This is a genomic window from Cryobacterium sp. SO2 (genome assembly GCF_026151165.2).
In the GTDB taxonomy this organism is placed as follows: Bacteria; Actinomycetota; Actinomycetes; order Actinomycetales; family Microbacteriaceae; genus Cryobacterium.
This window is the reverse complement of record NZ_CP117849.1, coordinates 3830792-3843888: the sequence shown is the minus strand read 5'-3', so window position 1 is coordinate 3843888 and position 13097 is coordinate 3830792. Positions and strand designations below refer to the sequence as shown.

Annotated in this window: 11 protein-coding genes and 1 pseudogene; 6 read left to right on the top strand and 6 right to left on the bottom strand. The window is 67.9% G+C overall.

Translation table 11 applies throughout. The features are described 5' to 3' along the window. The first annotated feature begins 39 nt into the window (after positions 1–39). The 5 genes and pseudogenes from BJQ94_RS18110 to BJQ94_RS18090 all read left to right on the top strand — a co-directional run. Positions 40–915: an ABC transporter ATP-binding protein gene (locus tag BJQ94_RS18110; protein ID WP_265399297.1), complete on the top strand. Its 876-nt coding sequence runs from the start codon at positions 40–42 to the stop codon at positions 913–915. Next, on the top strand, positions 912–1709 hold the full coding sequence (locus BJQ94_RS18105; protein WP_265399298.1) for an ATP-binding cassette domain-containing protein: 798 nt from the start codon (positions 912–914) through the stop codon (positions 1707–1709). Before BJQ94_RS18110 ends, BJQ94_RS18105 begins: the two co-directional genes overlap by 4 nt. Positions 1710–1734: 25 nt before the next feature. Next, positions 1735–2745 carry an ABC transporter permease gene (locus tag BJQ94_RS18100; protein ID WP_265399299.1) on the top strand — a complete coding sequence of 337 codons (1011 nt, stop codon included), beginning with the start codon at positions 1735–1737 and terminating at the stop codon, positions 2743–2745. Then, the gene (locus BJQ94_RS18095) at positions 2742–3683 is read left to right on the top strand and encodes an ABC transporter permease (protein WP_265399300.1); all 942 of its coding nucleotides are present in this window, start codon (positions 2742–2744) and stop codon (positions 3681–3683) included. Before BJQ94_RS18100 ends, BJQ94_RS18095 begins: the two co-directional genes overlap by 4 nt. Further along, positions 3625–4422, top strand: a pseudogene (locus BJQ94_RS18090) (alpha/beta hydrolase); the annotation flags it as partial. The gene BJQ94_RS18095 and the pseudogene BJQ94_RS18090, both read left to right, overlap by 59 nt. A 43-nt stretch (positions 4423–4465) precedes the next feature. Here the strand turns inward: BJQ94_RS18090 and BJQ94_RS18085 are convergent. The 3 genes from BJQ94_RS18085 to BJQ94_RS18075 all read right to left on the bottom strand — a co-directional run bounded on the left by BJQ94_RS18085 (position 4466) and on the right by BJQ94_RS18075 (position 7545). Beyond that, on the bottom strand, positions 4466–5506 hold the full coding sequence (locus tag BJQ94_RS18085) for a CU044_5270 family protein (protein ID WP_265399301.1): 1041 nt from the start codon (positions 5504–5506) through the stop codon (positions 4466–4468). After that, positions 5503–6072, bottom strand: a complete 570-nt coding sequence (locus BJQ94_RS18080; RefSeq protein ID WP_265399302.1) for a sigma-70 family RNA polymerase sigma factor — start codon at positions 6070–6072, stop codon at positions 5503–5505. Before BJQ94_RS18080 ends, BJQ94_RS18085 begins: the two co-directional genes overlap by 4 nt. A gap of 180 nt (positions 6073–6252) precedes the next feature. Further along, positions 6253–7545, bottom strand: a complete 1293-nt coding sequence (locus BJQ94_RS18075) for an NtaA/DmoA family FMN-dependent monooxygenase (RefSeq protein ID WP_265399303.1) — start codon at positions 7543–7545, stop codon at positions 6253–6255. 313 nt (positions 7546–7858) lie between these two features. On the opposite strand from BJQ94_RS18075, the gene BJQ94_RS18070 reads away from it, so the two are divergent. Beyond that, entirely contained in the window at positions 7859–8233 is a 375-nt protein-coding gene (locus BJQ94_RS18070) for a cupin domain-containing protein (RefSeq protein ID WP_265399304.1), read from the top strand. Here the strand turns inward: BJQ94_RS18070 and BJQ94_RS18065 are convergent. The 3 genes from BJQ94_RS18065 to BJQ94_RS18055 form a co-directional block, all read right to left on the bottom strand. Continuing rightward, positions 8230–8730, bottom strand: coding sequence for a glutathione peroxidase (locus BJQ94_RS18065; protein WP_265399305.1), 501 nt, complete (start codon positions 8728–8730; stop codon positions 8230–8232). The two genes, BJQ94_RS18070 and BJQ94_RS18065, sit on opposite strands and share 4 nt — an antisense overlap. Positions 8731–8830: 100 nt before the next feature. Next, on the bottom strand, positions 8831–9679 hold the full coding sequence (locus BJQ94_RS18060; protein WP_265399306.1) for a DUF1206 domain-containing protein: 849 nt from the start codon (positions 9677–9679) through the stop codon (positions 8831–8833). Between the two features lie 7 nt (positions 9680–9686). Continuing rightward, the gene (locus BJQ94_RS18055; protein ID WP_265399307.1) at positions 9687–13070 is read right to left on the bottom strand and encodes an SNF2-related protein; all 3384 of its coding nucleotides are present in this window, start codon (positions 13068–13070) and stop codon (positions 9687–9689) included. Positions 13071–13097: the final 27 nt, after the last annotated feature.

Here is a 13097-nt window from a genome sequence, read left to right as displayed (position 1 = left end):
CGACCCCGACTCACCCCGCAACGACACGAAAGGACAGCCATGGCCATCACACAGATGCCGAGTGCATCCGGGCCCCTGGTCGACGTGCAAGACCTGTCGATCCGCTACCAGGGCACCACGACCCCCGCGGTCGACCGGGTCTCGCTCACCGTCGCCCCTGGAGAGACCGTCGCTGTCGTGGGTGAGTCGGGGTCGGGCAAGTCCACCCTGGCGTGGGGCATCGCCGGCCTCATCACCAACCCCGCCACATCCGTGCAGGCGACCGCGCTCTGCTTCGACGGGCGACCCGTCGAGCGCGGGGCGGGCGCCGTGCTCCCCGCGCACGTTCCCGGGATCAGCATGATGTTCCAGGACGCGAGCACCTCGCTCGACGCGCTCTGGACTGTCGGCGACCAGCTGATCGCCGTGCTCCGCGACACTTTCAAGCTTTCCAAGCGCGCCGCGCTCGTCGAGGCCCGCGACTGGCTGCACCGCGTCGGGCTCACCGACGACGACCGCGTGCTCCGGGCGCGGCCCTACGAACTCTCCGGCGGGATGCGCCAGCGGGTCATGCTCGCGATCGCCCTCGCCTCCGCCCCGCGCCTGCTCATCGCCGACGAGCCCACCAGCGCGCTCGACGCGTCGCTGTCCAGGCTCTCGATGGAGCTCATGACCGAACTCGGCCGCGAGCTCGGCACGGCGCTGTTGATCGTGAGCCATGACATCGCCATGTGCACCGAGTTCTCCGACCGCATCGTGGTCATGTACAAGGGCCGCATAGTCGACGGCGGTCAGTCGCGCACCTTCGCGCAGACGGCAGTGCACCCCTACGCCAGGGGCCTGCTCGCCTGCATCCCCACCTTCGAGCACCTCGACGACGAGCGGCTGCCCACGCTCGAGGACTTCCTTCCCGGAACCGGCGAGGTCGCCGCATGAGCGCGGGCCTGGTTCTCACCGGTGTGGTGAAGCGGTTCGGTTCGAGCCGGCACCCGCACACCGCCGTAGACAACATCGACGACAGCTTCGCCCCCGGCCAGACCGTCGGAGTGATCGGTCAGTCCGGGTCGGGTAAGTCCACCCTCGGCCGCATGCTCTGCGGACTCGAGACGTCCAGCTCCGGTTCGATCACCTGGAACGGCGACGAGATCGCCGACATCCGCCGCTCCAAGACCAAGCTGAGCGAATTCAGGCGTGACCTGCAGATGATCGGCCAGGACACCACGTCGTCGTTCGACCCGCGCCGTTCGCTGCGTGAGTCGATCATGTTCCCGGCGATGCACCTGCTCGGCCTGTCGGCGACGGATGCCTGGCAGCGCACGGACGAGACCCTGCTCAAGCTCGGCCTCGACCCGGCGATGGCCAACCGGCCGCCGGCATCCGTGTCGGGTGGTCAGCGTCAGCGCTTCTCCATCGCCCGGGCCCTGATCGTGGAGCCGTCGATGCTGATCTGCGACGAGGTCGTGTCCGCTCTCGACGTCTCCGTGCAGGGCAGCATCCTGAACTTCCTCAAGCAGTACGTGCGCGAGCGTGGCGCCGGCATCGTCTTCATCTCGCACGGCCTGCCCGCCACCGCCTTCGTCTCCGACGAACTCCGGGTCATGTACCAGGGCCGTTTTGTGGAGCAGGGCCTCACCCGAGACGTGGTCGGTTCGCCCGCCCACCCGTATACCCGCGAACTCCTCGCCGGTTACAACGACGCAGCTTCGACCGGGGAGGCCCGAATTGCTTGATCGACTTCGTCACCAGCGCTGGTGGATGACCCGCCTCGCGCTCCTGCCGCTGCACCTCGCCGTGTTCACCCTCGTCACGTTCGTGATCCTGCGGCTCGTGCCCGGTGACCCGATCATCTCGGTGCTGGGTCCGAACTACACGCAGGAGGCCTACGACCTGATGCAGAAGAGCCTCGGGCTCGACGGCTCGTTGTGGCACCAGCTCGGCAACTACTTCGCCAACCTGTTCCAGCTCAACCTCGGCGTTTCAATCCAGTCCGGTGCCAGCGTGGCGACCGAACTGGCCGAGCTTCTGCCCAGCACCATCGAACTCGCCGTGCAGGGTCTGCTCGTGACCGTCATCGTGTCCGCCGTGTTCGGTCACATCGCCGTATTCCACCCGCGCACCTGGGTCGCGAAGATCGTGACCGCCTATGCCAGGGCCGCCGGCGCGCTGCCGGAGTTCGTGCTCGCGGTCGCCGGGCTGTTCCTCTTCTACACGGTGCTGCACTGGGCGCCCGCCCCGCTCGGCCGGCTCTCCACCGACCTGCCGCAGGAGGTGACGATCACGGGGTTCCCGTTCCTCGACACCATCATCCAGGCCTACTGGCCCGGCACCCTCTCGATGGCGGCGCACCTGTTCATCCCCATCTTGGTGCTCACCGCGGCGCAGTCGGCGGTGGTCATCCGCATCCTCGTCTCGAGCCTGCAGGATGCCGTCGAAGACCCCGCCACCCACTTCAGGCTGTCGACCGGTGCGAGCCGTCGTACCGTGCTCAAGAGCATCTACCGGCGCGCGGCTCCTCCCGTCGTGACCATGGTCGGGCAGATGTTCGGCTACCTCGTCGGCGGCGCCATCGTGCTGGAGACCCTGTTCGGCTTCGCCGGCGTCGGCCAGTACGCCGTGAAGGCCGTGCAGACCAACGACTACCCGGCCATGCAGGGCTTCCTCCTCGTCATTGCCGGCCTCACCCTGGTCGTCTACCTCCTCGTGGACCTGGTCACCATGCTCATCGATCCCCGGCGCCGCCCGGGAGGAACCGGAGAAGCCGCATGAGCACTCCCACCACCAGCCCAGCCCGCACCAGCCCTGCCCGCGGGGGACGTCGCGCGGCCGCCGGACGGTTGCCCAGGCGGAAGATCAGGATCCTCCCGCTCATCCCGGCGGGGATCATCGTCCTGGTGGCGATCGTCGCGCCGTTCTTCGCGCCGTACGCTCCCGACCGCGTCACCGGCCCGGCCTCGGCGGCCCCGTCGTTCGCGCACCTCTTCGGCACCGACAGCGCCGGGCTCGACATCTTCTCCCGAGTCATTTGGGGCACCCGCTATGACCTCACGATCGCGATCGCGGCGGCACTGCTCTGCACGGTGATCGGTATCGCCGCCGGGCTCGTGCTCGGCAGCAACGAACACGCCCGGGGGCTGGCCGGTCTGGCCGCCCGCTCCGGAACGCGTATCTTCGACCTCATCCAGGCGGTTCCCGGCCTCTTGATCGGCCTGGTCGTGGTGTCGTTCTTCGGCGCCTCGATCCCGTCGCTCACTGTGGCCATGGCGCTTGTGCTCGCCCCCGTGCAGATGCGCCTGGTGCGCGTGGAGGTGCTGCGGGTGCGGGGCGAGGCCTACCTCGATGCCGCGCGGATGTCAGGCCAGAGCGAGGCGCGCCTGCTCCTGCGGCACGTGCTGCCGAACTCGATCTGGGCGGCGCTGGAGAACATGGCCTACCTCTTCGCCACCAGCATTCTGCTGACCGCGTCGCTCGGCTTCGTCGGTGTGGGCCTGCAGCCGCCGACGCCGGAGTGGGGAACGATGCTCTCCGGCGGCACCAACGACGCCCTGAGCGGTCGCTGGTGGGCGGCGGCCTTCCCGGCCGCGGCCATCATGGTCACAGTGTGGGCATTCGCCACCGCGTCCCACGCCCTCTTCGGCCGGCTGCCCGCGTCGGCGTCGGTCGCCGCCACGGCGCCGGTCGTCCGCGAGGACCCGGCAGCGGCCTGATCCGTCCCCGGGTGGTGTCAGGGGGTCTGGCGACACTAGAGGCATGAAGATCGTGTTGATTCCGCCCCTGCTCTGTTCGCCTCTCGCTTACGCGCCCGTGATCGACACGGCCTGGACGCACGGTCAGGTCACGTTGGCGGATACCCGCCACGACGACACGATCCAAGCGATGGCCGAGCGGATTCTGCGAGAGAATGTTGGCGAAATCGCTGTTCTCGGGACGAGCATGGGTGGCTATGTCGCCCTCGAGGTGGTGCGGCAGGCGCCCGATCGTGTCGTCGGCCTTGCTCTCGTGAGCACGTCCGCCCGAGCCGATAGCGCCGAGCAGATGCTGGCAAGGGAGCGCCAATCCGCGCTCGTAGAAGACGGGCACTTTGGTGCTCTCGTCGACGCCGCCTTCTCCGGCGTCGTGGCAGCGGAGCATGAGTCCGACCAGGGTCTGCTGGGCACGTGGCGCGCCATGACGGAGCCGGTCGGCGCAGAGGCCTTTCTCCGGCAGCAGCGGGCGGTCATGCAGCGGGACGATCTCCGCTGGATGCTGCCGGCGATACCCTGCCCGACAGCGATCATCCATGGGTCTGGGGACCGCCTCATCCCCATCGACGCCGCCGAAGAAATAGCCGCCGCACTTCCGGCAGCCACGTTCACCGTCATCGAGGGCGCCGGTCATTTCCTCTTCCACGAGCAGCCGTCGATCGCGCGCGCTGCCGTCGACGAATGGCTGACGACCCTCTCGTAACCACGGCGCCGGTCCTCCGCGAGGACCCAGCCGCGGCCTGACCCTATCCCTGCGGGGGCCGCACGGTGAACGGCCCGGTGGGGGCTTGATCAACGACCGTGGTTTCCAGGGTCACGGTTCCAGTAATGCCAGCCGGTATGAAGTCGCCCTCAGCAAGTTGAACTGTTCTCGTTCCGATGATCAGCCCTGTGGCTGGGTCGATGATGAGTTGGTACGAGTACGAGTCAGCGTGCAGTTTTCGGCCGATTGCTACTCCGGTGCGACCGTCGAGGGTCGCTTGGTCCTCCGCAACGTACACCCCTGGTATTTCGGCAAGGGCCTCATACATTGCGGCGCGTAGTTTCGCCGGCACTACACCCGTCGAAAGATGGTCACAGATGTCTTGGAAGGCTTGTTCGTCCGGCGGGTTTCCTCCGGCGGGGTTGGTGTAGACGAAGTCCAGAAGTTCGGTGGGATCTGTGGGCATGGACGCCAGCTCCGGATGGGATTCGTCGTACCCGGCGAAGATTCCGGCCGGGCCCTCAAAGTACTTTGCGTCGCCATGTCCGGGAGTGCTCCCGAAGCTGTCGATTTCTGCCTGTGCCTTCGTGGAGTCGCCGAAGATCTCGCCAGCGGGTAGCCACTGGGTTTCTTCAATCCAGGTGCTGGACCGGTCGTAAGGGATATAGAGCGCGCTACGTCGGTTGTCCACGTAACCAAAGTCCTCCCCGAGTCCCAGGGCGCCTTCTGTCCTTTGGGTCATGAGGTACTGGCCCGGGCCGACCACAGGGTCGGCCGTGATGATGGTTGCGGCGGCGGCTGAACGAAGAACCTCGGCAGCCGTCGCGGGCGCGACGTTCGGGCTGAAAAGGTTGGCCCCCAGCAGGGCGACGGTGATCGCTGCTGCTGCCACCGCCATGGCGCCGGCCCACCGTCGCCGTATCGTCTTCTTCGCCGGGTGGTGTGTGTACGTGAGCGGAGCAGCATGCCTGATGGGTGGGGCAAGTTCGTCGGCGTCGATTCGCTCGAACAGGTCCCGCTTCATCCTGGTGAAAGCCTCGTCATCTGGCAGGAGGTTGCTGCGCAGTTCGGTCGGTGTGTTCATGGTGATCCTTCCTCCAGGTGCAGTTCGTGGCGCAGTCGTGTGCGTGATCGTGCGAGCCGATTTCGCACTGTGGCGTGGGTGATGCCGAGTGTGAGGGCGGCTTGTTCGTAGGTGAGACCGTCGACCAGACACAGGTGAACAATGCGTTGCTCGAGGGGGCCGAGGTTGGCGATGATTTCTTCGAGCCGCGCGGTGAGTTGGCGTTCGGCGGCGATTGTTTCTGCGCTGGCCGAGGAATGGGTGTCAACGTCGTCGTTGAGCGAGATCGACGCCTCACGGAAGCGTGCCCGTTGGTGATTCATCGCTTGGTAGCGGGCAGTCGCGATCAGCCACGGAAGGGCCGACCCATCAATGAACCTCACCGTGGCCCGCTTCTTCCACAGCGTGAAAAACGTGTCTGAAGAGACTTCCTCGGCATCGGCCGGATTCCGCGTGGCCGTAATGGCCACGGCGTAAACGACTCGGCTATGCCGGTCATGGAGGGTGCCGAAGGCTCTGCGGTCGCCGTCGACGCTCTGTTGCAGCAGATACTCGTCCGTCTCTTGCCTGGACGATACTTCCGTCACGACCCCTGTTCGCATTCTCTTCTCACGCTTCCCCCTGTTTTGTGATCTTTCCAAAGGATGTCCGGATCAGCTAATTCGTCTCCGAATTCGCAGACGTTTGTGTGACGGCTCGGCACCCGGTCGCGGAAACGATAAAGGCCCCGCTGCCCGAAGGCAGCGGGGCCGAAGCCGTCCGAGGGACTAGAAGGCGAACAGGTTCTCGCGGAAGGTGTCGAACTCGTAGCCGTCCCGAATCAGGCCGCGCTTGCGCAGCTCGGGGGCGAGTCCGTCGCAGACCTCGGTGATGTTCTTGCGGGTGACGGGCAGGGCGATGAGGAACCCGTCGCCGCCGGCTTCCTGCATGACCTCGTCCATCTTGGCCGCGACAGTGGCGGGGGAGCCCCACATGTCTACGGACTCGGTGCCGCGGCGCTGACCGGCCAGGGCATCCCGCAGGATCTTGCCCTTCGAAGCCTTGATGAAGTCGTCCACGACGCTCTGGTGACCGTTGTGCTGGCCGGTGATGTCGGGGATCTCGGCGTCCAGGTCGAACTTCGACCAGTCCAGCCCGGAGATGTACGACATCCGCATCAGGGCGGCGTCGACAGCACCGACGGCCACGGCGTCACGGCGGCGACGGCGCTCGTCGGCCTCATCATCGGTGTCGGCCAGGATGGGGTCGACCAGGAACATGATCTTCACCTCGGACGGGTCGCGCCCCTCCAGGATCATCCGGGCGTGCACGTCCTCGCGGTACTTGCGCATGGCCGCGGGGCCGTCCACCGACGCGAGGATCGTGTCGGCGTGCTTGGCGCCGAAGGCCATGCCGGCGGGAGAGCCGCCGGCCTGGCAGATGATCGGATGTCCCTGCGGCGAAGGCACCGTGTTCAGCGGTCCGCGGGTGCGGTAAAACTCGCCCTCGAAGTTGGCGTGGTGCACCTTGCTCGGGTCGGCGAAGGTGTTCGTGGCCTCATCGAGCAGCAGGGAGCCGGGCTCCCAGGTGTCCCAGAGGGACTTGACAGCGCGCACCCACTCATCGGCCATCAGGTAACGCTGGTCATGCTCGAAGTGCTTGTCGTAGCCGTAGTTCTGGGCGGCGGCGTCGGGCGAGGCGGTGACGAGGTTGACCCCGACCCGGCCGTGGGTGAGGTGGTCGAGGGTGTTGAACAGGCGCGCCGCCAGGAACGGGGGATAGAACGTCGTCGCCGCGGTGGCGATGATGCCGAGCTTGGACGTGCGTTCGGCGAGCAGCGGGATGAGCGGCATCGGGTCCATCCGGATGATGCCGGCCCGGAGCGACTCGTCGAGAGTGCCGCGGTAGGTGTCGGGGATGACTGAGGAGTCCTCCATCATCATGTAGTCGAAACCAGCGCGCTCCAGGGACGTCGCCATGTCGATGAAGAGTTGGGGATTCGCGATGTCCTTTCCTGCGTTGCCGGACCATTGCTTGTTCCATCCGTAGGAGCCGAAGCCCATACCGAGGAACCATCCCATGTGAAACACTGTGGTGCCTTCCTGTCTGCGTTCGGTGCCGCTGGTGGGAATCGCGCGAAGTGCGAGCCCTCCCGGGCGGCGGTCGACCGAGCCGATCGCCTCTGAGTAGTCGAACAGCGGCGCATTTCGCCTCAGTGCCGTGTTTGTCACCGGCAGATTACGCCGGGGCAGTGAGCACGGCGGGGCGCGGAGCGGAGGGGCCTTCTGTTCGGCATCCGCCGGGTTTACGCTGGCTCGGTCACAGGCCAGGCGCGACCGAGCGGGCCGCGTGCCCGACCTCCGTCGAACGGCCCGCCGGAGTTGGGAGGACATCATGTCCACCACCACACACACCCTGCAGGTGAAGTCGCACAACAAGCCGGACGAACGCCGCGCACCCGAGAAGACCCTGCTGGAACTGAACCACTTGGGCGAGTACTCGATCGGGCGGATGACGATGCAGCCGGGCTGGACCTGGGCAGACGACATCAAGCCGGTCGTCAACACCGACTCCTGTCGGCTGCTGCACGTGGGTTACTGTGTCTCGGGCTCGCTCGAGACCATGCTCGATGACGGCACTACGGCCACCATCAACGCCGGAGACTCCTACGTGATCCCGCCGGGGCACAACGCGAGGGTGCTCGGCGACGAACCGTACGTGGCCATCGAGGTGCACAGCGCGGGAGAGTACGGCGTGCCGGCGTCCTAGGCGGCGGGCTTCAGCTCGGCCAGGCCGGACTCGATCGCGGCGATGACCTCGGGGGAGTCCGGCAGGGTGGTCGGACGGAACCTGTGTACCTCACCGGACGGCGAGATCACGAACTTCTCGAAATTCCACTTCACCTTGCCGGCCTTGCCCGCGCCATCCGGCGTCTGGGTGAGTTCGGCGTAGAGCGGATGCCGGGAGCCACCGTTCACCTTCGTCTTCTCCATCAGCGGGAAGGTGACCCCGTAGGTGGTGGAGCAGAACGCCTCGATCTTCTCGGCGCTGCCGGTCTCGCCGAGGCCGAACTGGTTGCACGGGAAGCCGAGCACGGTGAAGCCCTGGTCGGCGTAGGTGCGCTGCAGCTGCTCGAGGGTCTCGTACTGCGGGGTGAGTCCACAGCGGGAGGCGACGTTGACGACCAGCACCACCTTGTCGGCGTACTCGGCCAGCGATGTGGTGGAGCCGTCGGCGGCGGTGAGCGGGATCTCGCGAATGTTCATGCGATCAGAGTACTTCGAAATTGAAGCAGATTGAAGGGCGCGCATCCAACTCCCAGCCTGAGCGGCCGCCGGCCCGGCGCAGTGCGGGCGCAGTGCCGGCTCAGTGCCGGAGGAAGGCCGCCCTGGCCATCAGGTAGAGGCCGAAAGCGATCAGGCCCGCGGCCACGACATTGAGCAGTACCGGCCCGGATTGCAGGGTGAGCAGGTAGCGCAGCCCGGCGTCGAGGCCGCCCACCCAGCGGGAGTCGGCGAACACGGCGGCGGCGATCAGCAGCCCGCCGGTGACCAGGAATGCGACGCCCTTCATGGTGTGCCCGAAGACGCCGAGGGTGAGCACGATCACCTTGGTGGGACCCCAGAGGTAACGCAGCTCCTCCCGGAAATTGCGGCGCACGCCGCGCCAGACCAGGCCGCCGCCGATGATCGCCACGGTGGTGCCCACGGCCAGCAGCAGGAACAGGCCCACCGGGCTCTCCACGATCGCGGCATCGGCCTCGCGCACGACCTCCGGCCCGCCGGAGCGGGCACCGAGCACCACGGCGAACGTGACGGTGCCCAGCAGCGCAAAGCCGAGGGCCTTGCCCACGTTGAGCGAGCGACGGAAAACCAGGATGCGCCGGTTCGGCGCCACGCTGAACGCGGCGTTGGTGCCCTGCCAGAGCGCCAGGCCCCAGAGTGAGACCGTCGACAACCACAGCACGGCCGCGCCGCCGGGGCCGCCGGCGATGGCGCTGAGCGCGCCGAGCTGGTCGGCCTCGCCGGACTCCCCGTTCGCGATCCGCAGCCCGATTCCGCCGATCAGGGCGTGCACCAGGCCGTTGGCGAGCAGGCCGAGCCGGGCGGACGCGCGCACCGACCGGTTGCGGTGGGCGCGCTGGGCGGCCTGCTTCATCCGTTCGCGGGCGTCGATCGCCCGGTCTGCCACCGGGTCGGCGGGAAGGTCGGTCACAGGGCGGTTACTCGAGCAGTTCGCGGATGTCGGAGGCGGTGAGCCCCTGGCCGGAGCCGCGGGTGGCGCCGTCGGTCATCACGCTGTCGAAGAGCTTGGCCTTGACAGCCTTGAGCGCCATCACCTTCTCTTCGATGGTGTCGGTGGCCACCAGCCGGTAGACCATGACGTTCTTGGTTTGGCCGATGCGGTGTGCCCGGTCAACGGCCTGCGCCTCAGCGGCCGGGTTCCACCACGGGTCCAGGAGGATGCAGTAGTCGGCCTCGGTGAGGTTGAGGCCGAACCCGCCAGCCTTGAGGCTGATCAGGAACACCGAGGTGTCGCCGTTCTTGAAGTCGTCGATGGCCGCTGCACGGTTGCGGGTGCGCCCATCGAGGTAGGAATAGCTGACCCCGGCGGCGTCGAGGCGGGCCCGCACCTTGGCGAGGTAACCGGTGAACTGACTGAAGATGAGGGTGCGGTGGCCCTCGGCGACGACGTCTTCGAGCAATTCCATGAGCACGTCGAGCTTGCTCGAGGGGATGTCGGAGTACTTGTCGTCGTACAGGCTGGCATCCAGGCTGAGCTGGCGCAGCATGGTGATCGACCGGAAGATCTCGAACCGGTTCTGGTTGAGGTCGCCGAGCAGGCCGAGCACCTTCTGGCGCTCCCGCTGCAGGTGCATCTGGTACACCCGACGGTGGCGCGGGTGCAGGTCGAGCTGCAGCACCTGCTCCTGCTTGGCGGGCAGGTCGCTGGCCACCTGGTCTTTGGTGCGGCGCAGCATGAACGGGCGGATGCGCCGGCGCAGCTGACTGAGCCGGTCGTTGTCGGCCTGGGTCTCGATGGGTCGCTGGTAGTACTCGGCGAACCTGGCGGCGTTGGGGAACAGGCCCGGCGCGGTGATCGAGAGCAGCGACCACAATTCCATCAGGTTGTTCTCCAGCGGGGTGCCCGTGATGGCCAGCTTGAACGGGGCCTGCAGGCGCTTGGCGCACTGGTGTGCCCTGGACTTGTGATTCTTCACGAACTGCGCCTCGTCGAGGAGCAGGCCGGCCCAGCTGACGGCGTCGTACTCGTCGAAGTCGAGCCGGAACAGCGTGTACGAGGTGATCACAACATCCGCTGTAGCCACGGCGTGCGAGAGGGAGGCGCCGCGCTTGGCGGTGGTCTCGGTGATGGCGGCGACCGAGAGGCTGGGGGCGAACCGGGCGCATTCGGTGGCCCAGTTGTGCACCACGCTGGTGGGGGCGACAACGAGGAAGGGTTTCTTTTCCTCGCCCTCGGCCTGCCGTTCGCGGGCGTCGACGATGAGGGCGATGGCCTGCAGGGTCTTGCCCAGACCCATGTCGTCGGCGAGCACGCCGCCGAGACCGGTGTCGTGCAGGAAGCCGAGCCAGTCGAAACCGGTCTGCTGGTAGGGGCGGAGCGAGGCCTGCACCGCGGCCGGCAGCGGCCGGTGCGCGATCTCGGCGCCGTCGGCCAGGCCGGCGAGGGTGTCCCGCCAGGCGGCGGCCTCGGCCTCGGCCACTCCGAGGTCCTGCAGTTCCTCCCAGAGGTCGGACTGGGCGCGGTTGATGCGCAGGGAATCGTTCGGGGAGTCCTGCAGCCCGCGCGCCTCCTCGATCAGCCGGCGCAGCTGCTGCAGCTCCGGCCGGTCGAGGCTGAAGTAGGTGCCGTCGGGCAGGATCATCAGTTCCTGGCCGGTAGCCAAGGCCCGGAAGACCTCGTCGAACGGCACGTCATCGCCGTCGACGGTGACCCGCACCGACAGGTCGAACCAGTCCCGGCTCTCGGATCGCGCGGAGGTGGCGAACGTCAGGGTGGGCGGCTCGGCGGCCTCACGGTACTCGGGGGCGTCGCCGACGAACTGCACGAGGATGTCGTCGGCCGCTTCGAGCACGGGCAACACGGTCTCGAGGAACTCGATCATGCGGGCGCCGTCGAGGCTGGAGTCGGCGCGCAGTAGCCCGGGGGAGTCGGGGGCGCCGGCAGCGGGGGGCGTGCCGCCGGCCTCGCCGGGCAGCTCGGCCGCGAAGAGCGCGGGCAGATGTGCCGGGAACTCCAGGAAGAGGCCGGTGGTGGCGGCCAGGATTCGGGTCTCGTCGGCAGCGTCCCGGTAGCCGGCCGGGGCGTCGGTGGTTGCCGGACCGCGCAGGGGCGCAATGGCAGGTTCGCCCGAGCCGCCGGCACCGCCGGTGTAGTGCCAGTCCCAGTGCAGCGTGATGCGGGCATCCGCCTGGGCGCTGATCGACAGGGCCAGCACGGGGCGGGCCGTATCGGGCAGGTCGAAGGACTCGTCGGTGCTGGTGAGCGAGAGCTGGCCGCGCAGGAACGGGTAGAAGTCGGCCAGGAAGACGTTCTCTTCGTCGGGCGGGACGGTGATGGGGGTGTGCGCCGAGGCGAGAACCCGCAGGTCGCGGCTCACCTGGCGGGCCAGGGGTGCGATGGTGAGGCGCAGGTCGGCGGTGTCGGCGGCCCAGGTGAAGAGGCCGTGAGCGGGGTCGCCGATGTAGCCGAGGGCGCTGCGGTCGAGGGTGCGGCCGTCGAGGGAGATGGTGGGATAGAGGGTGAGGCCGTTCGAGTCCCGCCGGATGTCGAGGGAGAGTTCGGCCGGTTCGGCGGCGACGAGCACCGGGTCTTGCCCGGGGGTGGTGCCGATGAACGGGATGCCGGCCTCGCGAGCCTCACCGAGCAGCCCCCAGAGGGCGCGGTTGGCGAAGCCGTCCAGGTGCAGCCACGGGTCGGTGGTCACGTGGTACCGCTGCCCGGAGGAGTACAGCTCGAAGAGCGCCGTAAGCACCCTCAGCTGGGCGCGGTTGAGCATCCCGCGCGAGTACGCGAGGTTGTCCCAGGTGAGGTTGCCGCGGATCCACTTGCCCTTCTTGCCGCGCACCATCGGCCGCACGCCCAGGCGGGCGAGAGAGACAGTGGGCACCGGCAGCCGCGCAGCGCGCGGCGGGGGCAGCAGCTCGAACTGCAGGGCCAGGGCGGTGCCCGTTGTGGGCTCGGCCTCGGGGGCGCGGGTGAGCGGTGCCAGGGCGCTCTGCCAGGTGGCGGGCGCGGCGGTTCTGGCTCGCTGGGAATCGACCGTGCGCGGCGCGCGGGCCAGCTCGGCGGCCGTGGACCGGCTGGCCAGCAGCAGGGCGACGACGTGCTTGCAGTTCAGGCCGACGGGGCAGCTGCAGGTGCCGGAGGCGCGCACGACGGTGCCGCTGGCATCCTGCTGGAAGGTGGCGATGACGTCGTAGGGGCGTGCCTGGGTGCCACCGACCGTGCCGAGCAGACGGCTGCCGCCCAGCTGCCAGACCTGGTCTTCGACCCGGCCCTCCTTGGCATACCTCACCCCGCGCGAGTACGCCTGCGGCCCGACGAGGCGGGCGATCTGCAGGTCGCTGAGGTTGTGGGCCATAAGGTGCGGTGTCCATGACGGTTGGGT

Coding starts and splice junctions, on each gene's coding strand:
- BJQ94_RS18065 (WP_265399305.1), bottom strand. CDS start 8,730: ATGAACATTCGCGAGATCCCGCTCACCGCCGCCGACGGCTCCACCACA.
- BJQ94_RS18070 (WP_265399304.1), top strand. CDS start 7,859: ATGTCCACCACCACACACACCCTGCAGGTGAAGTCGCACAACAAGCCG.
- BJQ94_RS18075 (WP_265399303.1), bottom strand. CDS start 7,545: ATGGGATGGTTCCTCGGTATGGGCTTCGGCTCCTACGGATGGAACAAG.
- BJQ94_RS18055 (WP_265399307.1), bottom strand. CDS start 13,070: ATGGCCCACAACCTCAGCGACCTGCAGATCGCCCGCCTCGTCGGGCCG.
- BJQ94_RS18100 (WP_265399299.1), top strand. CDS start 1,735: ATGACCCGCCTCGCGCTCCTGCCGCTGCACCTCGCCGTGTTCACCCTC.
- BJQ94_RS18095 (WP_265399300.1), top strand. CDS start 2,742: ATGAGCACTCCCACCACCAGCCCAGCCCGCACCAGCCCTGCCCGCGGG.
- BJQ94_RS18110 (WP_265399297.1), top strand. CDS start 40: ATGGCCATCACACAGATGCCGAGTGCATCCGGGCCCCTGGTCGACGTG.
- BJQ94_RS18105 (WP_265399298.1), top strand. CDS start 912: ATGAGCGCGGGCCTGGTTCTCACCGGTGTGGTGAAGCGGTTCGGTTCG.
- BJQ94_RS18085 (WP_265399301.1), bottom strand. CDS start 5,506: ATGAACACACCGACCGAACTGCGCAGCAACCTCCTGCCAGATGACGAG.